Source organism: Sphingomonas sp. DMC6 (assembly GCF_056314225.1).
This window is the reverse complement of sequence record NZ_JBQUYT010000012.1, coordinates 34,118-57,515: the sequence shown is the minus strand read 5'-3', so window position 1 is coordinate 57,515 and position 23,398 is coordinate 34,118. Positions and strand designations below refer to the sequence as shown.

Genomic DNA, 23,398 nt, shown 5'->3' with positions numbered 1-23,398 from the left:
GACATGCCTGATTTGAAACTGGCAAAGCTACCGGATCGAAAGCCCGTCAAGCTCGCGATCCTGATCATGCCCAACCTACACCAGCGGCTGCAGGACTATGTTGCGTTATATGCCGAAACCTATGGACAGAAAGAGTCGGTGACCGATCTGATCCCGGCGATGCTGACATCCTTCCTCGAGAGCGATCGGGGGTTCGTGCGGGGGCGGGGAGCCAGCCGGTGACATCCGGTCCAGCCGGTGGACGGCTCGCTGCTGGCACCTTGCGATTTTCGGCGCTGCCGGAAGCGGAGCCGATCTCGCGAGAGCGTCCGATCCCATAAGAATGTTCGTCGAAAGGCGCGGAGGGGCGCGTATGGGCGCGCCCCTCCGCGTCGGCCGGCCTATGACTGCCAGCCTGGCGGGCTCCGTACGGGTTCGCCGTCATCCCCGCCACCGCCCTCGATCCGCCCCACCGTGCGGCGTCTCCGGCGGTCCCCGCGCTTATCGGGTCCGGGTCCCCATCATCCCGCTACTCCGCCGCCTCAGCTACGGGCGCGATCGTCTCGATTTCCCCGATCGTTTGGAGTTCCTTCAAGTATTCGGGCCGGTGCTGGGCGATCCACCGCACGATGCGGTCGTTCCCGAGCAGCGTGCGGACATAGGCACGCGCCACTGTAAGATGCAGCGTGTCGACGCCGTATCGATCTTCGACAGACTTGACCTGCATCTGGAGGCCGACAAGCTCTCGCTCCATTCGGGCCATCTGTTCGCTGGAAACCGACGCGGGCCGCTTTGCGGGAACGTGCACCAACTGATCTTCCGGTGTGGCCGCGAGCATTGCCTTGGCGAACACGACCGTGAAGTTCTGTTGTCCCGTCATGAGCTCCGCGGCCTCGATCTGCCGTATCGGGGACATGCGCCGCAGGACGTCGAAGACGGCTATCGGACAGGGCGCGTCTTTCAGGATGTCAATGACCTCGGTGCAGATCCCATTGAGCATCCGCGAGCGCCGATGGATCGATGCAACCTCGAGTCCAAGCGCTTCCGCGATCTTCGCTTCCGGTACGCCGCGCTCGATCGCGCGTCGGACCATGCGATGTTCCTGGATTGCCGCCAGACGATTTATTCGCTTGTTGTAGGTGTAGCTCTCATCATCCGTCGAGATGATGCAATCCACCTCGAGCACTCCAAGATCCCGCAGTGCTTCGATACGTAGATGACCGTCGAGTAGCAAGAACTGGCCGCTCTGGGTAGGGTTGGGAGCAACCACCGGCGCCTCGACAAGCCCGATCGCGCGGACCGAGCTCATAATCTGTGCGTACTTCTTGCTTTCCTTCACGCCTGGGCGGAGCGCTTTGAGCGGGATCAGGTCTGACAACAGGATCCGCTTGGTTTCGTCCTGGAAGGAAAGCTTGATCGGGTGGCGCGAGGTCATGAGAGGCTCTTCCCATATACACGTGCCGCCAAGGCCCTGGGCATCGTGTCCAATCCTTCAGCCCTCAGTAGCGTCCCGAAGCTTTCCTCGCTGACGAGATCCTTCAGTGCTTCGATGACGAACAGCAGGCGTGCCTGGGTAAAATCCGACTTCTTGACCAGGACGCGCTGCTTCTCCGCCTCCTGTTGATAGAGGCGCACCATCTCCGTCGCGGTGATGCGCCGCCGTGCGGTGCGCCTTCCCAAGCCGCTGTCGGGAACGCCCCGGCGCTGTCGCATTCGCTGGTCGAGCATTCGGCGAACGGCGCTCAACTTCTTGCCTTTCAGCTTGCCGCCTTCATAAGCTTCGAGAAGCAACCCCTGCGCATCTTCAGATTGGGCCCGGGCAATGTCGATGGCCAGGCTCACCGGGATTAAACCGGTCTCCACGGCTGCCAACAGCCGCTCCTCCCCCCGTTCCAGAAGCTGGCCTATCATGTTCGCCCAGCTCGGCGTGCAACCGATCTTCTCCGCAATCTGCACATCGTTGTACCCGCGTCGACGCAAGGACCCGATCTCGTGCATGATGTCGATCGGTCGATGCTGCCGGCGCGCAATGTTTTCGACCAGGCTCATGACCAGGCATTCGTCTTCTTCGGCGTCGATGACGACCGCCGGAATTTCCGACGCGCCGAGCATCCGCAGTGCTTCCAGTCGGCCTTCCCCGCAGATCAGATCGAACGTGTCGCCGTTACCGGTCGGATTGCGCCGGACCGTTACGGGGCGTTTAAGGCCGATCGCGTCGATATTGTCGACGATCTCGCGATGCTGCCGCCGGTTGCGGGCCCTTGGGTTGAGCACGTTGATCCGATCGATCGGTATCGATGCGATGCGCTGAGCATGTCTGGGAACGGTCATGCCGCCACCGGAAGGCGGATGCGCCTGGCGAGTTCGTAAAGGGGGTCGAGGGTCTCAAAGCGATAGGCGTCGAGCGACAGCCCATTTTCCTCAGCAAGGCGCACGTCTGCACTGGCCCTGTCGATGCGGGGGAAAAGATAAAAATCGAGGGGGCCTTCGTTGCGGGCGTCCATCCGGATCGCAACGGTGATGTCGGGTGCAACGCTCGTGTCGAAGCGGATATTCCACCGCAGCGACCCCGCCTGGGTTCGCCTGCAGCGCGCGATGAGGATCGAGACGGACATCTCGTTGTGCACCGTAAGGAGCCCGTCGGCTGAAACGCGGGACACTGGTGCTCCGACCGCTGCGAATCCATCGACGACTTCGTCGATGACCTGCGGGTGCATTCGCCTGAGGGCCTGGTTGATGGCGATGTAACGATAGTCGCGTCGCGGCCGATATCCGACCAGGCTGTATGCTCTCAGCAGGCTTCCGAACCGCGAACGATAGCTGCTGCTGGACGGCAAACCGTCAGCCTCGTCGATGATCATCCCGGACAGCAGGTTCTCGGCTTGGAACAGGCTTCGAAGGCCCTCCAGCATCTCTTCGTCGCTCAGCCGGAACGCACGTGCCCTGATGATCGCCTGCGCCGCTTCGAACAGATCCCTGTCGATCAAGGCAGGGAACGCATCTTCGGCGCGGATCCACATGGCTGGATCGTTGCGGACCCGCTTCTTCTTCAGCTTGAAGGAAACGCGGTTCCAGACATTGTTGCCGATGTACTTTTCATTGATGAGTATCTGGTGGACGGCGCCGCGGGTCCAGGGGCGGCCGAGATCCGTGACCAAGCCCCGCTCGTTCAGAGCCGCGGCGATATCGCGTTCGCTCAGCCGATCATGCACGAATGCTCGGTAGATTTCGCGGACGATCGCGGATTCTTTGTCCGGACCGGGGGCCAGCACCACGCGGTCCGTATGGATGCTTTTCTGCTCGCCACGCTCGAGTTCACCCTTGATAGCGCCCGATTGGTCGACGAGCACCCGGCGCAGCCCGAAGCCCGCTGGGCCCCCTTGCCGAAAACCGAGTTCGATCAATCTGCATTGGCCGGCGAAAACCTTGGTAGACAGTTCCCGGCTGTATTCCCCCGCCATGGCCCGCTTAACGCCTTTGACGATCGTCGAGATTGGACTTCCATCATTCTCGAACTGTTCGGCGCAATAGTGAACGGCGATCCCAGCGCGGCGGCAAATATACTCGTAATAGGCGCTCTCGTCGGCATCCTGAAAACGACCCCACCGGCTGACGTCGTAGACGAGTATTGCTTGGTAGTCTGCGATACCGGCGCTGACGTCATCGATGAGGCGTTTGAGTGCATCGCGACCATCGATGCGGAGACCGCTCTTGCCTTCATCTGCGTAGGTTCGAACGATCGAGAAGCCTCGCGCGGCGGCGTAGTGACGGATGGCCTCCGCTTGGTTTTCGGTGGAGTAGCGCTGATGGTCCGTCGACATACGGACATACTCGGCAGCCCGCATACGGGTCGGTTCGTCTGAATGCTGGGTCTGCGGGACTAGCCAACTCTCCACGCACTGGACCTCACTGTTCATCGTGCGGCGCGGTGCCTGACGATTCCCGGGTTGGTTGGACGCAGGACTGATCCCGCACGTGTGACGACATAGCGGGAAAGGAATGGAAAGGTGTTTCCGAAAACGGGCAGCAATTTACATTCCGGCAGCGACGAGGCCGATCTGGCGCTACTGATTTCGCGGGCGCTATTGGCAGAACTGGGTGCAAGCCACCGGGCAACGAAAACGGCGATGGGGTGGACAGGTGCAAGCGAGCGGACGGTCAAACACTGGCTGGCGGCTACCCACGTGCCCCAGGGGAACCACCTTGTGTCACTCGTCCGGCACTCCGATCAGGTTCTCGGCGCAATTCTTGTGGCGGCGGGTCGAGGAGATTTGCGGATTTCGCTGGAGTTGAACTTGGTGCGGGTCAAGCTTCTGGAACTTGCCGCATTGCTTGAACGCGCTTGAAGACAGAGGGGCCCCTTTCGATCAGAAAATCGAGAATCGACCGCGAATCATGCTTCAGGAAGTACCAAAATGGTTCGTGGGGCGAGGGTTCGTGTCCGGGTTTCGGACCGAAATTTTTGGTGGGCCACGAGTGGGCCACGGCATTTTGGGGATTTGAAAAGTGGCGGTTTTCTGGGGTTTCTGGAGGTAGATGTGAGTCCGGCCAGGGCACCATCTTGCGTTTGCGGCCAGCCTGGCGTCGGTCCGCTATTCGTAGCGCAGCGCGCGGGCGGGTTCGGCGCGGGCGGTGCGCCAGGACTGGCCGATGACGGTCAGCACGGCGATCAGCACGGCGAGGGCGGAGGCGAGGAGGAAATAGGCGGGGCTCAGCGCAATGCGGTCGTCGAAGGTCGACAGCCAGCGCTGCATCGCCAGCCATGCCAGCGGCCAGGCGATCAGGTTGGCGAGCAGCACCGGGCGCAGGAACTTGCCCACCAACAGCTTGAGAACATCGTCCGTGGAAGCGCCCAGCGCCTTTCGGATGCCAATTTCCTTGATCCGCCGTGTCGTGTCGAAGGCGGCCAGGCCGTACAGGCCGATACAGCCGATCAGGATCGCCAGCCCCGCGCCCATGGTGAACAATCGGGTCCGCTGCACATCGGCGCGCTGATATTGCTCGTATAGTTGCTGGTCTACCGTCACTGCCTGATAGGGCGCGTTTGGGGCGATGCGGCGCCAGATCGCTTCCAGCCGGTCAAGCACGGCCTGCCCATCGCCGGTATAACGTGCGGCAAGAACGGGGTTGGCGAGGTGACTGGAACGGGAAGTATAGACCTGCGGCTCGATCGGATCGCGCGGGCTCGTGAAGCGCAGGTCGTCGACCACGCCAATCACCGTAACACTCGCGTCGCCGTCGCGCAGGGTGCTGCCCACGGCCGCAGCTGGACTGGCAAAGCCAAGCCGCGCGACGGCGGTGCGGTTCAGCAGGACATTATACGCTGCCTTTAGGGCGCCTTCGGGCAACCCGGGCCCGACGCTGGCATCGTCAGCGGCAAAGCGTTTCATGTCGGGCCAGCGCCCCGCCAGTAGCCTGGCGCCATAGACCTGAAAGAACCCGGGGCCGATTTCATCCTGCATTGCAATCGGGTCGTGGCCGACAGCGCCTTGGCGGTGCATCGTCGCGATGCCGAAGGTTCCGTTGCCTCCTGCTGCTATCGACGACTGGGTGATGGCGGTAACGCCCGGCACACGGGCGAGCGCGGCTGCCAGGTCATGGCGCTGCGCTGCATCCAGGGCTTCGTCCCCGAACGAAGGCACCATCACCAGCCCGTCGCGCCGAAAGCCGAGATCGGCCTGTTGTAGGTGCCGAGCCTGGGCGAACAGCACTGCCGTACCGATCATCAGCGCGATCGCGATGGAGAATTGCAGCACGACCAGCGTGGTGCGCAGATTTCGGCCCGCGCGCCCGCCGCCCGTGGTTCCGGCTGCGGCCAGCACGGCGGCGGGTTGGAAGCGCGACAGTACAAAGGCGGGATAGAGGCCGGCAAACAGACCAACCACGCCAATCAGCGCCAGCGCGGGCGGGACGATCGAGTCACTGCCCCAATAGGCGATGTGCAGATTGGTACCGCCGATGCTGTTGACCAGCGGCAGCGTGATTTCCGCCAACGCCAGCCCGATCAGCGTGGCGAGTGCAGCAGTTGCGGTGGCTTCGGCAAGAAACTGCCCGATCAGCGCGGAGCGGCTGGCGCCCAATACCTTGCGGACTGCCACTTCGCGTGCGCGCAGCCCGGCGCGCGCCGTGGCAAGGTTCACATAATTGCCGATCGCGATCAGCAGCGCGAGCAGCCCCACCAGACCCAGCGCGGTTACGACCGCCCGGTCGCGGCCTTCGCGGAGGTGCAACGAGTCCAGCGGCAGCAGTTTTTGCCGCAAGCGCAACAGATCGGGCGGGCCGGTGAACTCCGGGTCGGGATGGCGGTTGTTGAAGTCCGTGATCTGCGGACGGAAGCGCTCTGCGGCTGTCTTGTCGGCCAGATGCAAAAAGGTGACGAGCCCCTTCGTCTTGCGGCCGAACAGCGGCGTGTCCGGCATCAGGCCGCGATAAATTTCGCTGCGATAGCTGAGGCTGGCCGGCAGGTCGCGGATTACCGCGCCGACGCGGACCACGCTTGTCTTGCCGTCCGTCGTCAGGGTCAACGTGCGTCCAATCGCCGGACCGCCCGGCAGATAGGTGCGCGCGATGCGCTCGGTAATGACCGCGCCGTCGGGCGTGCGCAGCGCCGGCGCGGGATCCCCCGCGACGACCGGCAACGGGAAGAAGGTGAAGTAGTTGGCGTCGACATGGCCGATCGGCTCGGCGATGCTGCCATTGCCCAGCCGGACGGCGGCCTCGCCCTGAAGCAGCCGGGTGCCCTTCAGCCCCGGATTGTCGGTCTGGAGCATCGCCAGCATTTCGCGCCGGTTGGGGATGTTGACCTCCGGCGCACCGGAAAACTGCATGCTCCGCTGGACGATCCAAGTCTTGTCCCAGCCCGGCAACGCATGGTCGAAGGTCGTTTCGTAGCGGACGAACAGATAGAGGATCAGGAATACCGCGATGCCCAGCGCCAGCCCGCCGATATTGACGAGCGTGAACAGCTTGTGGCGCGAGAACGAGCGATACAAAGCGAGCCAGGCGAGGCGATGCATGGAGGTCCGATCCTATTCGTAGCGCAGCGCACGGGCGGGTTCGGCGCGGGCGGTGCGCCAGGACTGGCCTATGACGGTCAGCACGGCGATCAGCACGGCGACGGCGGAGGCCAGCAGGAAATAGCCCGGCGACAGCGCGATCCGGTCGTCGAAGGTCGACAGCCAGCGCTGCATCGCCACCCAGGCGAGCGGCCAGGCGATCAGGTTGGCGAGCAGCACGGGGCGCAGGAACTTGCCGACCAGCAGCTTGAGCACATCGCTGGTAGAAGCGCCCAGCGCCTTGCGGATGCCGATTTCCTTGATCCGCCGTGTCGTGTCGAAGGCGGCGAGGCCATAGAGCCCGATACAGCCGATCAGGATCGCCAGCACCGCACCCATGGTGAAGATGCGCGTGCGCTGGGTGTCCTGCTCATAATAGGTCTTGTAGAGATTCTCTTCGACGGTGCGGCCTTCGAACGGCTCGGTCGGCACGATGTGCTTCCAGCTGGCCTCCACCGCGTCGGCCATCTTCTGCGGATCGCCTTTGTACCGCAGCGTTATGAATGCGTCATTCAGCGGCTTGGAGTCATAGAGATACAAGGTCCCGGCGATCGCCTCCCGCGGGCCCCGGAAGCGGAGATCGTCAACCACGCCGATGATGATCATCGTCCCGTCACCTTCGATCGATTTGCCGATCGCCGCCTGCGGACTGGCGAAGCCGAGCAAGCCTACCGCCATGCGATTGAGAACGACGTTGACGGGCGTGGTGCTGCCCTTGGCGCGAAGTGCGCGATCATCGGCCGGGCGGTCGGGATCGAACAGGCGGCCGGCGATCAGACGTGCGCCGAAGGTATCGAAATAATGCTCGCCCACGCGCAGCCACATTAGCGAAGGAGAGCGAATGCCCTGCATGCCCGGCTGATACATCGACATGAAGTTGGTGTTGCTCTGATCGCCGGGCGCGTTCTGCGCCATGGTGACGCGGCTGACGCCCGGCAGCGCGGCGAAAGCGCGGAGCAGCGCGGTCTTCTGCTCGGGCAAAATCGAGCCGTTGTTGAGCGAGCGCACGACATATAGGCCGTCGCGCCGGAAGCCGAGATCGGCATTGCGGACATGGTTGGCCTGGGCGAGCATGACGGTGGTGCCGATTGCGAAGGCGATGGCGACGGCGAACTGGACGACGACCAGCGCCGCGCGAACCCGCGCGCCGGCTCGCCCGCCGCCAGGCGCACGGGCGGCGGCGAGTACCGCGGCGGGGCGGAAGCCTGCCAGCACCGCCGCTGGGTAGAGTCCGGCGATCATACCAACCACCAGCACGAGAGGTGCGAGCGGCAGCAAAACGCTCTCGGCCCCGACATAGCTGAGGTGCAGCGACGTGCCGCCGGCGGCGTTGACCAGCGGTAGCGCGATTTCGGTTAGGGCGAGGCCGATCAGCGCCGACAGGATGACGGTCAGCATCGCTTCGGTCATAAACTGCCGGATCAACGTGCGGCGGGTGCCGCCCAGCACCTTGCGCACCGCGACTTCCCGCGCCCGCAACCCGGCACGGGCCGTGGCGAGGTTGATATAGTTCACGATCGCGATCAGTAGCGTAAGCACGCCCACCGCGCCCAGCGTGGTGACGACGGCGCGATCGGACGCCTCATAGAGGTGATTGTCGACCAGCGGCCGCAGCGACTGTTCCCACTCGCCCTTCTTGATGTCCCCGCCAAACACCCGGCGCTCGGCAAAGCGGGCCAGTTCGCCTTCGAAGCGCTTGGCAGCGGCGCGATCGGGAAAGCTTAGCAGCGTAACCAGCGAGGTGCTGCCCCAATGCTCGAACCATTCGTTGGCGAATCGGGATGCGACCAGCGGCACGAACAGTTCGGCCGTGTAGCTCTGGTCTTTACGCATATCGGCGATCACCGCGCCAACGCGATAGGCGTAGGTCGTGCCGTTGGCGACGACCGTCAGGGTGCGGCCGATCGGCGACTTCAGCCCGAAATAGCTGGTCGCGGCGCGCTGAGTGATGACGAGCCCGTCCGGATCGGCCAGCGTGCGGGTGGGGTCTCCAGCAATGACGGGGAGCCGCATCAGCGTGAAGAAATTGGGATCGACCGCCGCCATGGGCTCGCGGGTGTTCGAGGTGCCTTGTCGTACCGTCGCGTCCATCTGCGCGATCCGGAAACCCTGCAACTGCGGATAGTCCGCGCGCAGATGTAACAGCTCGTTCCCCATGGTATACGGGCTCGGCTTCTCCGGATAGCCGGGCATGTGGTAAGTTTCCTGCATGACGTAGAGCTTGTCCGCGCCCGGAATCCACCGGTCGAAGCCGGTCTCGAACCGCACGAACAGGTACAGGACCAGAAACACTGCAATTCCCAGCGCCAGTCCGCCGATATTCAGCGCGGCAAACAGCTTGTGGCGGGTCAGCGAACGATAGAAGCTGGTGAGGGCAGACGTCATGGCGTCACTCCCGGGGCGCGGGTGTTAGAGAGATGGCGGAGCAGGGCGACGGCAAGGAGCAGCAGCACCAGCACCGTCAGGGCGCGGTCGATCTTCATGCGGCGCGCCGCACCGCAGACAGAATCCGCCCGTCGAGCATGTGCACGGTCCGGCGGGCGATATCGGCATGGGCGGGCGAGTGGGTGACCATCACGATCGTCGCGCCCTCGGCGTTCAGGCGGGTGAGAATGTCCATCACCTGCGCGCCGTTTTCGGTATCGAGATTGCCGGTCGGTTCGTCCGCGAGGATCAGCTTCGGCTCGCTGACGATCGCGCGGGCGATGGCGGCGCGCTGCTGCTGGCCGCCCGATAGCTGGTGCGGATGATGGTTGCGGCGATGGGCGATGCCGACCCTGTCCATCGCGGCATCGACCCGCTCGCGCTTTTCCCGCGAAGGCATCGACCGATAGGCAAGCGCCAGCGCGACATTTTCGGCGATGGTCAGCTCGTCGATCAGGTTGAAGCTCTGGAATACGAAGCCCAGCCGGTCGCGGCGCAGCTTCGCCAATTGTGCCTCGGGCACCTTGGCGATGTCTTCGCCCTCGAACAGATAGGCGCCGCTGGTCGGCCGGTCGATCGTGCCGAGGATGTTGAGCAGCGTCGATTTGCCGCAGCCGGATGGACCCATGATCGCCAGGAATTCACCTGCCTCTACGTGCAGGTCGATTTCGGCGAGCGCGGTCGTCTCGATCTCATCGGAGCGGTAGGCGCGGTGGATGGACTTCAGTTCGATCATGGCGGGCTCCTATCGGATGAGCAGGGTCTGGTAGGGGGCGTAGGTGGCGAGCGGGCTGGTGACGATGCGGTCGCCGGGGGCGAGGCCGCTGGTCACTTCGACCTGATCGGGATTGCGACGGCCGGTGGTGATCGCCCGGCGCACCGCCCGGGAATCGCTGGCCAGCACGAAGGCAGTGGTGCCGCCGGCATCGAGCCAGCCACCGGCCGGCGCGACCACGGCGGAGTGGTCGGCGCCGAGCGTAAGGCGCACGTCGAGTGTCTGGCCTCGGTTGAGCCCGGTCGGCGGCGCGCCTGCAAAGCCGAGTTCGACGCGGAAACGCCCTTCCGTGACCTGCGGCAGTACCTTGATAACGGTGAGCGGGATCGAGCGGCCATCGAGATCGGCTACGGCGTTGAGGCCGTTGCGGACGCGGCCGAGATAGAACTGGTCGATATCGGCGGTCAGCTTCCAGGCATGTTCGGAATCGACCTGCCCCACCGTGTCGCCGGGCTTCACCATCTGCCCGGGTTGCAGCGTGAAGGCCGTGAGCCGGCCTGCAACCGGCGCGCGTACTACCAGCGCGGCGAGGCCGGCGCGGGTCATTGTAAGGCTCTCGCGAAGCTCGCCGGCAGTGGCATCCACACCCGCCGACTGAGCGGCGAGCATCTTGTCGGCTTCCTGCGCGCCCTTGGTGAGCGCGGCGAGGCGGGCGCGCTGATACGCCACTTCGTCGCGCAGCGGCGCCAGCGCGGCGGCGGTGACGATCTGCTTGTCGAACAATATCTGCTTCTGGCGCAGCAGCGCCTCGGCCTTGGCCAGCTCGTTGCGGGCGGAGGCGATGTCGCGGCCGGTCTGTTCGCGGCTCTGCTGGATCGAAAGGCGCTGGCCGCTGATCGAACTGAGCTGGCCGGCGATATTGGCCGAGCGGCTGGCGACATCGAGCGCGAGGTTGGGATTGGCCAGCCGGGCGAGCTGCGCGCCGGCCGCGACCGACTGGCCATCGGTGGCGAGCAGCGCCTCGACCTGACCGCCGCTGACCGCCGTCACATACACGGTCTGGAGCGGCGCCACCTGCGCGCGCAACGGGACGTAATCGGCAAAGGCGGCGCGCGTTACCGGGGCGATGCGGATCGTCGCGGCATCGACGGCCAGCGATCCCGACGCCGGCATCCACCACCATAGCATCGCCGCCGCCAACGCGACGGCAATACCGATCGCACCGCGCAGGATCAGCTTGCGGCGGCGCGCATGGGGGCGATCGATCCGGCGATCCATCGCTGCGCCATTGTTCGGGAGAGAGGGGGCTTCCATGTCCGCCAGCGTACAGCAAGCGCGCGCCTGCAGCTAAATCGCTGATAAAAAACTATAAAGAAGAAAGGGCTGGCGCATTGTCCGAACAGTCGGCAAGCTAGTGTCCGATTCCGAACACTTGCCAGGAGCCGTCAAGCCTTGCCGTCCGAATCACCGGTCATCCTTGTCATCGACGACGATCCCGACATCGTCCGCGCCGCGACGCTGCTGCTCGAGCGGAACGGTATGCAGGTGATCGGCGCGGCGGATCCCGATGCGGCCTGGGTGCGGCTGGCCGAACGGCCGGTGGATGCGATCCTGCTCGACCTCAATTTCGCGCGCGGGCGGACCAGCGGGGAGGAGGGGTTCCGCCTGCTCGACCGGCTGATCGCGGCCGATCGCAACGCGGTGGTGGTGGTGGTCACCGGGCATAGCGGCATCGCCGTGGCAGTGCAGGCGATGCGCGGCGGCGCGAGCGATTTCGTCATCAAGCCGTGGAGCAACGAGCGGCTGCTCGCCACCGTCGAGCGGGCGGTGGCGCTGCGCAAGGCGCGGCTGGCGGCGGCTCCGGTGGTGGCTGCCGAAGAGGCGCTGCTCTTGCTGGGCGAAGCGCCTGAAATCGAGGCTGTGCGGGGGTTGATTGCGCGCGTGGGGCCCACCGATGCGGCCGTCTTGCTGATCGGCCCGGCGGGCAGCGGCAAGACACTCGCGGCGCAGATGCTCCACCGCGCCTCCGCGCGCGCCGAACGGCCCCTGGTGACGCTGGATGCAGCGGTGGCCGATCTGGCGATGATCGAGGGGCGCGTCGCCGCCGCGGCCGAGGCGACGCTGCTGATCGAGGAAGTCGACCGGCTCGCCCCCGCGCTCCAGCCCGAACTGGCGCGGCGGCTGGCGGGCATCCGCGTGCTGGCGACCAGCCGGCTGGATCGCGGCGGCCTGCGTGCGGCGCTGATCGACGATCTGCGCTTTCGCCTCAACACGGTAGAGATTGCGCTGCCGCCGCTTTCCGGACGGGACCAGGATGCGGTGCTGCTCGCGCGGCACTTTCTGGCGCTGTTCGCGGGGCGATACGGCCAGCCGCTGCGCGGGCTGACTGACGAGGCAGCCCGTGCGATTGCCGCCGATGCATGGCCCGAAGGCGTGCACGGCCTGCGCCAGGCCATCGAGCGGGCAGTGTTGCTGGTCGGCGGCGAGGCGATCGACATCGCGGCGCTGGGCCTTGCGCTGGAGGCGGACGCGCTGGAGCCGCGCGCGATCAAGGCGGACCTGAACCTTAACCGCAGCGAGGCGGCGCTGGTCGCGGCGGCACTGAAGCGTCATGCGTTCAACGTCAGCCGGGCGGCGGCCGAATTGGGGCTGACACGGGCTGCGCTCTATCGGCGGATGGCGAAATATGGACTCTAGGCGGTGGGCGGCGCTGCTGCGCGGACTGTTGCTGGTGCTCGCTGGTGTAGCGTTGTCGATCGGCTGGCAGCGCGGGCTGTATGCGACGGCGCTGGTGGCGGTGCTGGCGATCCTCTGGGCGCTTGCGACGGCGTGGGCCGATGCGCGTGCCCCTGCGCCGCTCGTTGCCCCTGCCGCACCACCGGTGGACCGCGCCCATCGCGAGCGCCGGCTGACGGCGCTGCTCGACTTGTCGCCGGCGCCGATCGTCACGATGGATGGCGACCGGCGGCTCTATGCGATCAACCGCGCTGCGCGGCGTCTGTTCGGCGCCGAGGATCTGGTGGCGGACCCACCGGCAGTCCTGGTCGAAGCGATTGCGGGCGAACAGCCCGGCCGCGCCGCGACGGTATCACTGGGCGGCCGCAGCTACGCCCTCACCAGCAGCGATTTCGCGCTGGGCGGCGCGCAGAGCAAGCTTGCGGCGCTGATCGACATCGATGCCGAACTGAAAGCCGCGGAGGCGGCGACATTGCGCGACCTGGTGCAGGTGCTCAGCCATGAAATAGTCAATGCGCTGACGCCGATCGCATCGCTCAGCCGCACGGCGGCGGACATGCTTGAGGACGATGCGCCCGCGCTGCCGGCGATCCGCGACGCGGTGGGGACGGTGGCGCGGCGTGCGGCGGGGTTGCAGCGCTTCGGCGATGCCTATCGCTCGCTGGCCCGACTGCCGGCGCCGACGATGGGCAGCGTCGAAGCCAGCGAACTGGTCGCCGATCTCGCCCGGTTGTTCGTCACGCGCTGGCCCGGGGTGACGTTGGCCGTGGCGGCGGCGGGGCCGCATGCGCTGCAGGGCGATGCCGACCAGTTGAGCGCCGCGTTATGGGCGCTGCTGCAAAATGCGGCAGAAGCGGTCGGGGACGGCGGACGGGTGGAACTTCGCCTGATCCGCGACGCCGGCGGCACGCTGTTCTGCGTGGCGGATAACGGGCCGGGCATTGCGCCGGCAGACCGCAGCGCGATCTTCCGGCCGTTTTTCACCACCAAGGCGCAGGGCAGCGGCGTCGGCCTGGCGCTCGCGCGGCAGATATTTCTCGCCCATGGCGGCGATCTCCGGTTGGGGGACGGGCCGGGCGCCTGCTTCGAAGCCCGGGTGCCGCATGCGGAGACAGGGGGATAGGGGCGACCTCAGCCAACCGGGCTCCAGCGCAGGAAATGGTGGCTTGGAAACCGGGATTTCGCCTCCGTGAAGCCGTGGCGCAAATAGAACTGGTGCGCTCGCACATTGTCGCGTGCGACATGCAGGCCTATCGCCGCCTTTCGCATCGCGGCACATCGCTGGCTCCAGTCGATCAGCGCGCTCCCCGTGCCTTGCCCGCGTGCTTCCGGCCTCAGGCTGATTTCCATCAACCGCCATTCGCACCCGTTACGGTCGAGCGATAGCCGGCCGATGGGCTGCTTGGAGTCTGCAGCCTTGATCACCCAATAGTCCGCATGCGGGTGCTCGCGCAGATAGTGGCAATGCTGCAGCCGGAACTGGTCGGCGACGAAGGCAAGCTTTTCCGCCGACCCCCATGGCACAGCGGCAAGGTCCGGTGCGCGAAGGGCGCCATAAAGCTGAAGCAGGAAGGGCAGGTCTGCCGTGCCCGCGTGCCGGAGGCAGAGCGCCGACGGCAGCGGGGCGTCCTCGCCGGATGAGGGGCGCGGTGTGGGAAAGGGTGGAAGCTGAAGCGTGTCTGCCTGTTGCGCCATCGGGATTACATCCGTTTCCGTTCCATCGGCTTTTTCTGCCGCGGTGGTTGCGGCAAACTCGTGACGACTATTCTGCTTGGAAAAGAGGAAAACGATGCGCCTCGCAACACCCGAGGATTTCGAACCATGGGTGGGGCGTGCGGTGCGGGTGAACACCGCACCGCATCCCGTCGAACTCGTGCTTGCCGAACTGCGGCGGATGCCGCCGATCATCGGCGCCGATTTTCGCGAACCCTTTTTGCTGCTCTTCGAATCGCCGTGGGATGTCGTGTTGCTCGACGAAACCTATGAAATCGACTGTGGCCGCGGCGGTCCGCACGACATCCATTTGTCCCAGTTGCTGCCCAAGGGGCCGACACGCCGCTACCAGGCGCTCTTCACCTGATTTTCCGCGCGATCTGCGGCGCGTCAGGGCTGTTCCGGCCAGACGCCCGCCGAGGCGATGATCGTGGTAACGGCGAGGAACGGCTGCACCACCGAAATCGGCGCGCTGCTTCCCGCCGGGTTTACCGTAACCGTACCGGCGATGCCCGAAACCTGACCGGAAACGCCGTCCAGCGCCACGGGGGTGAGGCCTGACGCTTTGGCGGCGGGCACGTATAATCTGGGGGTGCCACTCGTTGCCAGCGGTATGCCCAAATACGATCCTGCGTCTGGCGTGGTGACTTCGTTCGCGTAGGTTGCGCCCGCCAGGGCAGTCAGCCGCCCGGTAAACGTCGGAGAGCCCGTCGCCGCGAATGTTGCGGTGTGGGTGTGCGCGGGAAGCTGGGCCTGGCTTAGCGAATATTGCTCGAGGCCTCCCTTGGCGCCGACAACGTGCGGTGTCAGGCCCGGGCCACTTCCGGCGCCGAGGAATACGCGCCCGCGTGCATCCGGCAGCGCATAGTCGGTGACGCCATTGCCGCCAAAACTGTTGCCGAGCAGGGCGAACAGCGCCTGATTCTGGCCGACCTTCAGTATCGTGCCGTCGCAGTTCATCCAGTTGACGGGTGCATATCTGAACCCGACTTGCATGATCTGCCCGATAAATGGATCCATCGTCATAGCCCTCCAAAAGACACGGGCGACCATAGCTCTCCTGCAGAACGGTTTGCAGGAAATGTAGAGCCGTAATGGATGTAAAATAAAAAACATCCATAAATAGCAACTTATGTTCCAATTATGCGAACGAATTGTGCTGGGCTAGTGCTTTGGCTTGTCTTGTGACGTTGAGGAAAAAACGCCGAAATGGCATGATTAAAGGGGCAAATCGGGAATGGTGACGACTTTTGGACTTTTGGGTCTGTAAGTTGTTGTCATCGTTTCGGATTGCCGGGTGTGCATATGGGGGTGAGATGCAGGTTGGGGCCTTTGTCGGTGCATATGCGGCGGTTTTCACTCGTGGCAGGCGCATGGTCAGGGCCTTGCTGGGCCCGGCGCTGGCCGTGGCACTCATGGCGCCCGCGGTAGTTCAGGCGCAGAGTACCGGTTGTGTGGCCGTAAATAATGGTCGGATGGATCTTACGGGGAGCATAGCTTCAGGAAAATTTAGCTCCAATAATGCGTCTCTTCACGATGATGCGTATTTGATGAATTTCATGCGGGCAAATTCTTCGTATGAATCTAGTCTCGGTCAGTATTATTCAATATCATATATTGGGGATTATTCATTTTATTCGGGGGACACTATAAACTATAGCGGTAATGTCAGTAATTTTTCCGGCAATTCCGATCCTGATGTTTTTTATGCTGGCGTGAGAGTGGAGAGCGATGGTCTTCCTAACCACGATGTTAATGACGCTTCGATAGCGCATATCGGACAGGACGGCCCCTTCTCAGGAAGTTACACGCTTGGCAGCGCCGTCAGTCTTCTCGGTGTCGGCGTGTACGATGGCCGCGGTGCCGGTACCGCAACCATCCAGATGACGGTGACCTGCACGCCAGCAGGCTGGACGGCCCCGTCGCTGGGCGTCTCCATGACCCATTCGGGCACGCCCTCGCAGGGCGGGACCGTGGATTATACGATCACGCCCAGCGTGAGCAGCGGCTCCTACACCATCGGCAATCTCACGCTCGCCCTCAGCATTCCCAGCGGCATGAGCTTCAACGGCGGGACGGGCACGGGCTGGAGCTGCACCTCGACCAGTTGCACCTATTCGAACAGCGTCGCGAACGGGAGCAGCGGCAATCCGCTGACGCTGCGGCTCAATGTCGCCAACAATGCTGCCGCCAGCCTGACGCCGGGCGTCACCCTGTCCGGTGGCAGGGCCAGCAATTCGCCTTCCGCCAGTGACACGACCACGGTAACCCCCCTTGCGAGCGCGCCCACGGTGACCGGGGTGGCGCCCACTTCCGGCGCGACGGCGGGCGGGACTTCGGTCGTGATTACCGGCACGAATTTTACCGGAGCGACTGCGGTGAAATTCGGCGCCACTTCGGCATCCGGCTTTACCGTCAACAGCGCAACGCAGATCACCGTGCCGTCTCCTGCCGGGGGCGCCGGGACCGTGGATGTGACCGTGACGACGCCGGGCGGCACCAGCGCGACCAGTGCGGCCGACCAGTTCACCTATGTTGCGGCGCCGGCGGTGCCGACGATCACCACCACCCCGCCTTCACTCGCCAATATCGGCAACGCGATCTTCCAGTTCGCGCTCCCCAGCGGCACTGCAGAATGCGCGATCGACGGCGGCAGTTTTGCTGCCTGCACCAGCCCCAAGACCTATACGGGGCTGGCCGATGGCACACACAGCTTTCAGGTGCGTGCGACCAACGTTGGCGGAACGAGCACTGCGGCCAGCCATAGCTGGACGGTCGATACCACTGCGCCGTCGGCGCCGGCGATATCGGCGCCTGCAAATGGATCGACCCGGCTGGTCTCGCAGCGGACGGTTTCGGGTACGGCAGAGGCATCGAGTACGGTCACCGTCTATCTCGACGGCAACGCCGACGGCACCGCCGTCGCGAACGGATCGGGCAACTGGAGCTACACCTTGTCCGCGCTCAGCGCTGGTAGCCACAGCGTGAAGGCGCGCGCGGCCGATGCTGCGGGCAATGTTTCGGTGGATTCCAGCACCAGCAGTTTCACGGCGGTCGCTGTCTTGAGCGCCACACGGAGCATAAGCGCGGTCGGACTGACGACCGGCACGGCTACGAGCGTCCAGCCGATTTCGCAAACTGGCGGCCAGGCGCCTTTCACCTACGTGATCAGCGGGGGAATTATACCAAGCGGTCTCGCTTTCAACACCAGCACCGGCTTTCTTTCCGGCACGCCGAGCACGACGCTGGGGATGACGACCTTTGTCGTCACCATCACCGACGCGCTGTCGCAGACCGCGTCGAACACTTTTACCCTGGAAGTGACCGGGCCGGTGGCTCAGTCGATCAGCTTCACCTCCACCGCGCCCGCTTCTGCAACGGTCGGGGGCGCGACTTATACGCCTGCCGCGACCGCGACGTCGGGCCTGACGGTCGCGTTCTCGGTCGACTCGTCGAGTTCGGGGGTCTGTTCGATCAGCGGCGGCGCAGTGAGCTTCACGGGCGTCGGCACGTGCCGCATCAACGCCAACCAGGCGGGCAACTCAAGTTACGATCCGGCGCCACAGGTGCAGCAGAGTTTCTCTGTCGGCATCGGCAGCCAGACCATCGCGTTCACCTCGACGGCACCTGCCGGCGCCAAGGTGGGCGGTTCCGCCTATAGCCCTGCGGCTACCGCCAGCTCCGGCCTGGCTGTCAGCTTCTCGGTCGATTCAAGCAGCAATGGAATATGCGCGTTGTCCGGCGGTAGCGTTTCGTTCACCGCGCCGGGCACTTGCCGCATAAACGCGGACCAGGCTGGCAACGCCAGCTACGCTGCCGCGACGCAGGCGCAGCAGACATTCACCGTTGCCAAGGGCGACCAGACGATTACGTTCGCGGCCTTGTCCAACGCCGCGCGGTCTGCGTCGCCACTGACGCTCACGGCTACCTCGAGCGCGGCTCTGACCGTCAGCTTTTCGAGCACTACCCCCGGCACCTGCACCGTTTCCGGCACCACCCTGACGCTTGTGGCGCTTGGGACGTGCACGGTCGCGGCCGATCAGGCGGGCAACGGCACTTGGAATGCTGCGCCGACCGTCAGCCGTAGCCTGACCGTCATGCCCGAGACGCTGGCGCTGACGTCAGGCGGCGCGACGGCCAGCAAGGTAGGGACACCCTATATTCAGACCAACGTCGCGACCGGCGGTGTAGCGCCGTACAGCTTTGTGGTGACGGCTGGAACGCTGCCACCAGGTCTCAGCCTCAACACCGCGACGGGCATTGTGAGCGGAACCCCGACTGCGGCAGGCGCATTCAGCTACACGATCACCGTATCGGATGCCGCCAGTCCGGCGGTCACTGCAACGGGCGTTGCAGTCTCGGGCACGATGGCGAAGGGCGACCAGACGCTGAACTTTACTGCGACGCCCCCGTCGCCCGCTGTCATTGGCAGCAGCTACACCGTAACCGCGACGTCCAGCGTCAACCTGCCCGCCAGTTACGCCATCGCGCCTTCGAGCAGCGGCATCTGCACGATCAGTGGCAGCAATGTCAGCTTCACGGCCGGTGGCAGTTGCGTGGTCGTCGCCAGCCAGGCGGGGGACGCCAATCACGAAGCGGCGGCGCCGATCAGCCAGACGATCACCGTCGCTGCGCCGCCCGTTGCAGCCAACCGCCCCGGGGTGGCGGTTGCCTATAACAGCTCGGGAACGGCGATCGATCTTTCCACCAGCATTACCGGCGGCGCCCACAGCGCGATTGCGGTTGCAACCGCGCCTGCGCATGGCACGACCAGCATCGCCGGCGACGTCATCACCTATGTGCCTGCCGCCGGCTATTATGGTGCCGACAGTTTCACCTTCACCGCCACGGGCGTGGGTGGCACTTCCGCCCCGGCTACGGTGTCACTGACGGTGGCGACGCCGGCTGCGCCGACTGCGGCAGCGGTGACAGCGACCGTGCCCTACAACAGTAGCGGCCAGGCGATTACGCTGCAGCCCGCCGGAGTCTATTCGAGCCTGGCGGTCGGTACGGCCCCCGCGCATGGCGTGGTGACGATCAGCGGCACAACGGCCACCTATGTGCCGACCAGCGGCTATTATGGTGCGGACAGCTTCACCTATACGGCGACGGGCCCGGGCGGTACCTCTTCGCCGGCGACGGCCTCTATCACGGTCAGCGTGCCCGCCGCCCCGGCTGCAGCGACCGTTACCGCATCGGTGCCCTATAATAGTGGCGGACAGGCGATCACGCTGCTGCCCGGCGGCGTCTACTCCAGTCTGGCGATCGGCACCGCGCCTGCGCACGGCTCCGTTACGATCAGCGGGACGACGGCGACCTATGTGCCGACCAGCGGCTATTACGGCGCCGACAGCTTCACCTATATAGCGACCGGTCCAGGCGGTAGCTCGGCACCGGCAACCGTTTCGCTAACCGTTGCCACGCCGCCGCCGCCGGAACCGAAGCCGACCAGCGCGGCCGCGACCGGCGCGATGGTCGAAGGCGGGTCGAGCGTTGATGTCAATCTGGGGGCGCTGGTTTCGGGCGTGTTCGATACGCTCGAAATCTCCACCCCGCCGGCAAATGGCTCGGTCACGCTGATCGGCCCTGGCACGTCCACCGCCAAAGGCGGACTGCGGGCCCAGGCGGTCAGCGGCTGGACGGCGACCTATCTGCCAAAGGCCGGCTTTGTCGGGGAAGACAGCTTCGAATTCGTTGCGGTTGGGCCGGGCGGCCGATCGGTGCCGGCGACGGTCACGATCACCGTCGCGGCGGTCGCGCCGGTCGCGCAGCCGAAAAAGGCGAGCGTCGGCGATGCGCAGTCGGTTTCGGTCGATCTGACTGCGGGGGCGACCGGCGGCCCGTTCAGCGGCGCGACTATCGTGAGTGTCACGCCGTCTTCGGCCGCCACCACCAGCATCGAGCAGATCGGCGATCCTCTGTCGCCAAGCTATCGATTGAATGTGACGACGAAGCCGCATTTCAACGGCACGATCCTGGTGCGCTACACGCTCACCAATCTGTTCGGCGACTCGCAGCCGGCGGACGTAACCGTCACCGTCACAGCGCGTCCTGATCCGTCGGCCGATCCGGTCGTGCGGGCGCTGTCCGATGCCCAGGCCGAGGCGGCGCGTCGCTTCGCCCGCGCGCAGGTAGCGAATTTCATGGCCCGCGCGCAGGAGCTGCATCATGGCGGCGGTGCGACCAACCCGCTGGGCGTGCGGTTCGGTCTGGTCGATCTGCTGCGTGCACGTCGCGAGCCGGACATGACCGGTCATGATGTCGAAATCGCCTTTGCCGACTGGAAGCACGGCCGCACGAGCGACCGTGGCGTCGAGAGCGGCTCGATGGGCGACATGCCCCTAAACGGTCTGCCCGGGGTGCTGCCGGGGCAGCAGGATGCCGCCGGGGGCGACGCTGCAGGTAGCGGAAACCGGTCGCGCCGTGCGCCACGTGGCGGTAGCGGTGAGGAACGCCCGGTCGGTTCGATCGCGCTGTGGTCGGGCGGTTCGGTCGAAATCGGTACGCTAGATCGGCGCAGCAACCGCGCTCGCATCAGCCTGTCGAGCGGCGGCCTGTCGGGCGGTGCCGATGTGCGGATTGCCGAATGGGGCAGTGTGGGTATCGGCGGCGGCTATGGCAGCGACATCAGTCGCATCGATGGCCAGGCAGCCCGCGTCCGCAGCGATACGAAGGTCTATGCTGGCTATGGCAGCTTCGAGCCGCTCGACGGCACCTTTGTCGACACGATGGTCGGCCATGGCACGCTCGATTTCCGCACCCGCCGCGTGATCGCGGCCGACGGAAGCATCGCTTCGGGTAGCCGCAACGGCGACATGACCTTCGGCGCCCTGTCCTTCGGCGTCGATCGGCGCGAGGGCGGGGTGCGCTGGTCTAGCTATGGCCGCGTGGAATTCCTCGACGGCACGCTCAACGCCTATACCGAGACCGGGTCGGATCGGTACGCCCTGCGCTTCGATGTGCGTCGTATCCATTCGCTCACCGGCGCATTGGGCGGGCGTGTCGAGTTCACGCGCGATCTGGGCTTTGCCAAGATCAGCCCGCGGCTGGGAGCGGAGTGGCTGCATGAATTCCGCAGCGCGAGCCTGCAGACGCTGGACTATGCCGATTATGACGGTCCATCGGTCTATGGTTTTTCGACTACCGGCTGGAAGCGCGAGCAATATCAGCTGACGGTCGGCGGGCGATTGTCCACGCTGTCGCGCTGGATGCTGGACATGGAACTCGGCATTCGCGGCGGCGTGGGCGAGCAGACCGGCCAGTTGCGGCTGCGGCTGAGCAAGACCTTCTGAGGAGGTCCCGACGGGGCTAGAGCGTTTTCGCCTTCGGTGAAGGCGCTCCTTCTTTCGGGGGACGCATTTTCGGCGGCGTCGACCCTAAACGGTCAACTTGAAAATGCTCTAGGCGCCTTCGCTCCGGCTTGCGGCGGGCGGAAAGGCAAGCGTGAAGGTCGCGCCGCGCCCCGGCGTGCTGGAAATCGCGAGCTGCCCGCCATGGACTTCCATGATGCGGCGGACAATCGACAGCCCCAGCCCGGCGCTGTCGGAACGCTGATGGTCGGCGCGCCAGTATCGCTGGATCGCCGCTTCCGGATCAGCGGCGGCGATGCCCGGGCCGGTGTCGCGCACGGCAATGCAACCGGGCGCCATCACCTCCACGGTGATTTGTGTGCCGACCGGAGTGTGGCGGCTGGCATTGGTCAGCAGGTTCGACAGGGCGATGCTGGCCAGGGTACGGTTGCCGCGGATCAGAACCGGCGCATCGGGCGCCTCCAGCGCGATGCTGTCCCCGGCTGCCAGCACGGCGGGCGCATGGTCTGCCACGAGGGCGCGCGCAAAGTCGGTGGCGTCGAACCGCTCGAACCGGTCTTCGGTGATCGTTTCGAGCGTTGCCAGATCCTGCAGCTGGGCAACGACATGCGTCAGCCGGTCGATCGAACCGCGCAGATGCGCGCGCAATGCGGCATCCTCCACCGCCTCGAGTTCGACACGGTGCGCGGCGAGCGGCGTGCGCAATTCGTGCGCGACATTGGCGATGAATTCCGACTGCTGGCGAAAGCTCGCCTGCAGCCGCACGAGCAGCGCGTTGGTCGCATGGGCAAGCGGTGCGACTTCCAGCGGCAGGCCCTCTTCCTCCAACCGCAGGTCGAGATTGCCGGGCCCGATCGTCGCTGCCCGGTTGGATGCGGCGCGTACCGCCAGCACCAGCCGCCCGATCAGCACGCTGTTGATCAGCGGTAACAGCAAGAGGATGGCGACCAGCAACGGATTGTAGCGGCGCACGAACGCGTGGACGACATCGTCGAGGATCGCGCCGGGCCCCGCCTCGTCCTGGGTAACGATGACCCAGCCGCGCGTCGTGCCGCTTTCGAACGGCATACTCACGCCGATAAATGCCCCGGCGCGGAACGGGGCAAGCTGGTTGAGACGCGGCGCCTGCTGCCACGGCACAAGTTCGACATGCGCACTGCCGGTAACGAACCGTCCCGCGGCGTCCGTCACCACATAGGCGCGGCCATCATAGGGCGAGGCATAGGCACTGGAGAGCCCGGGCCCGAGCTGCACCCGCGCTTGCCCCGAACCGTGGCGGATCGCGCCGGAGATGACCCAGGCCTGCTCGGCAAGCGTTTGTAACTGATAGCGGCTGACTTGCCGGTGGAGCAGCGAGGCCAGCAGGATCGGCAGCGCGACGGCGGCCACCAGAATCGCGCCCAGTTCCAGCACAAGGATTCGCGCGATCAGCGAGCGCGGCCACCATTTCATGGCATGGCTTTACC

General features: G+C 65.2%; 16 protein-coding genes. 6 read left to right on the top strand and 10 right to left on the bottom strand.

Features of this window, described 5'->3' with window-relative positions:
* Positions 1–3 precede the first annotated feature (3 nt).
* Entirely contained in the window at positions 4–222 is a 219-nt protein-coding gene (locus tag ACT53M_RS18625; protein ID WP_476235316.1) for a DUF2274 domain-containing protein, read from the top strand.
* A gap of 286 nt (positions 223–508) precedes the next feature.
* On the opposite strand, the gene ACT53M_RS18620 is transcribed toward ACT53M_RS18625, so the two are convergent.
* From ACT53M_RS18620 to ACT53M_RS18610, 3 genes are read right to left on the bottom strand one after another with little or no spacing between them, the layout of a single operon-like run.
* The gene (locus tag ACT53M_RS18620) at positions 509–1,414 is read right to left on the bottom strand and encodes a plasmid partitioning protein RepB C-terminal domain-containing protein (protein WP_476235315.1); all 906 of its coding nucleotides are present in this window, start codon (positions 1,412–1,414) and stop codon (positions 509–511) included.
* Positions 1,411–2,310, bottom strand: coding sequence for a plasmid partitioning protein RepB C-terminal domain-containing protein (locus ACT53M_RS18615; RefSeq protein ID WP_476235314.1), 900 nt, complete (start codon positions 2,308–2,310; stop codon positions 1,411–1,413). The genes ACT53M_RS18620 and ACT53M_RS18615 overlap by 4 nt, the downstream gene beginning before the upstream one ends.
* Positions 2,307–3,824: a recombinase family protein gene (locus ACT53M_RS18610; RefSeq protein ID WP_476235312.1), complete on the bottom strand. Its 1,518-nt coding sequence runs from the start codon at positions 3,822–3,824 to the stop codon at positions 2,307–2,309. Before ACT53M_RS18610 ends, ACT53M_RS18615 begins: the two co-directional genes overlap by 4 nt.
* Before the next feature lie 162 nt (positions 3,825–3,986).
* Here ACT53M_RS18610 and ACT53M_RS18605 point away from each other — a divergent pair, with 162 nt between their 5' ends.
* Positions 3,987–4,325 (top strand): hypothetical protein, encoded by a 339-nt coding sequence (locus ACT53M_RS18605; protein WP_198162130.1) that lies wholly within the window; start codon positions 3,987–3,989, stop codon positions 4,323–4,325.
* Between the two features lie 246 nt (positions 4,326–4,571).
* Here the strand turns inward: ACT53M_RS18605 and ACT53M_RS18600 are convergent, their stop codons facing one another.
* From ACT53M_RS18600 to ACT53M_RS18585, 4 genes are all read right to left on the bottom strand, one after another.
* A complete protein-coding gene (locus ACT53M_RS18600) occupies positions 4,572–6,995 on the bottom strand; it encodes an FtsX-like permease family protein (RefSeq protein ID WP_476235309.1) in 2,424 nt (807 codons plus the stop codon).
* A 12-nt stretch (positions 6,996–7,007) separates the two neighbouring features.
* Positions 7,008–9,419: an FtsX-like permease family protein gene (locus ACT53M_RS18595; RefSeq protein WP_476235308.1), complete on the bottom strand. Its 2,412-nt coding sequence runs from the start codon at positions 9,417–9,419 to the stop codon at positions 7,008–7,010.
* Between the two features lie 94 nt (positions 9,420–9,513).
* Positions 9,514–10,194 carry an ABC transporter ATP-binding protein gene (locus ACT53M_RS18590; protein ID WP_476235307.1) on the bottom strand — a complete coding sequence of 227 codons (681 nt, stop codon included), beginning with the start codon at positions 10,192–10,194 and terminating at the stop codon, positions 9,514–9,516.
* A gap of 9 nt (positions 10,195–10,203) precedes the next feature.
* Entirely contained in the window at positions 10,204–11,487 is a 1,284-nt protein-coding gene (locus ACT53M_RS18585) for an efflux RND transporter periplasmic adaptor subunit (protein WP_476235306.1), read from the bottom strand.
* 138 nt (positions 11,488–11,625) lie between these two features.
* On the opposite strand from ACT53M_RS18585, the gene ACT53M_RS18580 reads away from it, so the two are divergent.
* The gene (locus ACT53M_RS18580; RefSeq protein ID WP_476235305.1) at positions 11,626–12,870 is read left to right on the top strand and encodes a sigma-54-dependent transcriptional regulator; all 1,245 of its coding nucleotides are present in this window, start codon (positions 11,626–11,628) and stop codon (positions 12,868–12,870) included.
* Complete coding sequence (locus tag ACT53M_RS18575; protein WP_476235303.1) at positions 12,860–14,032, top strand: sensor histidine kinase; 1,173 nt, start codon at positions 12,860–12,862, stop codon at positions 14,030–14,032. The genes ACT53M_RS18580 and ACT53M_RS18575 overlap by 11 nt, the downstream gene beginning before the upstream one ends.
* Positions 14,033–14,040: 8 nt before the next feature.
* On the opposite strand, the gene ACT53M_RS18570 is transcribed toward ACT53M_RS18575, so the two are convergent.
* Positions 14,041–14,433, bottom strand: a complete 393-nt coding sequence (locus tag ACT53M_RS18570; protein ID WP_476235342.1) for a GNAT family N-acetyltransferase — start codon at positions 14,431–14,433, stop codon at positions 14,041–14,043.
* 319 nt (positions 14,434–14,752) lie between these two features.
* On the opposite strand from ACT53M_RS18570, the gene ACT53M_RS18565 reads away from it, so the two are divergent.
* Complete coding sequence (locus ACT53M_RS18565; RefSeq protein WP_476235302.1) at positions 14,753–14,989, top strand: DUF6916 family protein; 237 nt, start codon at positions 14,753–14,755, stop codon at positions 14,987–14,989.
* 23 nt (positions 14,990–15,012) lie between these two features.
* Here the strand turns inward: ACT53M_RS18565 and ACT53M_RS18560 are convergent, their stop codons facing one another.
* Positions 15,013–15,642, bottom strand: a complete 630-nt coding sequence (locus ACT53M_RS18560) for a phage tail protein (RefSeq protein ID WP_476235300.1) — start codon at positions 15,640–15,642, stop codon at positions 15,013–15,015.
* An 824-nt stretch (positions 15,643–16,466) separates the two neighbouring features.
* On the opposite strand from ACT53M_RS18560, the gene ACT53M_RS18555 reads away from it, so the two are divergent.
* Positions 16,467–21,914: an autotransporter domain-containing protein gene (locus ACT53M_RS18555; RefSeq protein WP_476235298.1), complete on the top strand. Its 5,448-nt coding sequence runs from the start codon at positions 16,467–16,469 to the stop codon at positions 21,912–21,914.
* 108 nt (positions 21,915–22,022) lie between these two features.
* Here the strand turns inward: ACT53M_RS18555 and ACT53M_RS18550 are convergent, their stop codons facing one another.
* On the bottom strand, positions 22,023–23,384 hold the full coding sequence (locus ACT53M_RS18550) for a sensor histidine kinase (RefSeq protein ID WP_476235296.1): 1,362 nt from the start codon (positions 23,382–23,384) through the stop codon (positions 22,023–22,025).
* Positions 23,385–23,398: the final 14 nt, after the last annotated feature.

Coding starts and splice junctions, on each gene's coding strand:
- ACT53M_RS18620 (WP_476235315.1), bottom strand. CDS start 1,414: ATGACCTCGCGCCACCCGATCAAGCTTTCCTTCCAGGACGAAACCAAG.
- ACT53M_RS18625 (WP_476235316.1), top strand. CDS start 4: ATGCCTGATTTGAAACTGGCAAAGCTACCGGATCGAAAGCCCGTCAAG.
- ACT53M_RS18585 (WP_476235306.1), bottom strand. CDS start 11,487: ATGGAAGCCCCCTCTCTCCCGAACAATGGCGCAGCGATGGATCGCCGG.
- ACT53M_RS18595 (WP_476235308.1), bottom strand. CDS start 9,419: ATGACGTCTGCCCTCACCAGCTTCTATCGTTCGCTGACCCGCCACAAG.
- ACT53M_RS18550 (WP_476235296.1), bottom strand. CDS start 23,384: ATGAAATGGTGGCCGCGCTCGCTGATCGCGCGAATCCTTGTGCTGGAA.
- ACT53M_RS18610 (WP_476235312.1), bottom strand. CDS start 3,824: ATGCGGGCTGCCGAGTATGTCCGTATGTCGACGGACCATCAGCGCTAC.
- ACT53M_RS18560 (WP_476235300.1), bottom strand. CDS start 15,642: ATGGATCCATTTATCGGGCAGATCATGCAAGTCGGGTTCAGATATGCA.
- ACT53M_RS18600 (WP_476235309.1), bottom strand. CDS start 6,995: ATGCATCGCCTCGCCTGGCTCGCTTTGTATCGCTCGTTCTCGCGCCAC.
- ACT53M_RS18615 (WP_476235314.1), bottom strand. CDS start 2,310: ATGACCGTTCCCAGACATGCTCAGCGCATCGCATCGATACCGATCGAT.
- ACT53M_RS18590 (WP_476235307.1), bottom strand. CDS start 10,194: ATGATCGAACTGAAGTCCATCCACCGCGCCTACCGCTCCGATGAGATC.
- ACT53M_RS18575 (WP_476235303.1), top strand. CDS start 12,860: ATGGACTCTAGGCGGTGGGCGGCGCTGCTGCGCGGACTGTTGCTGGTG.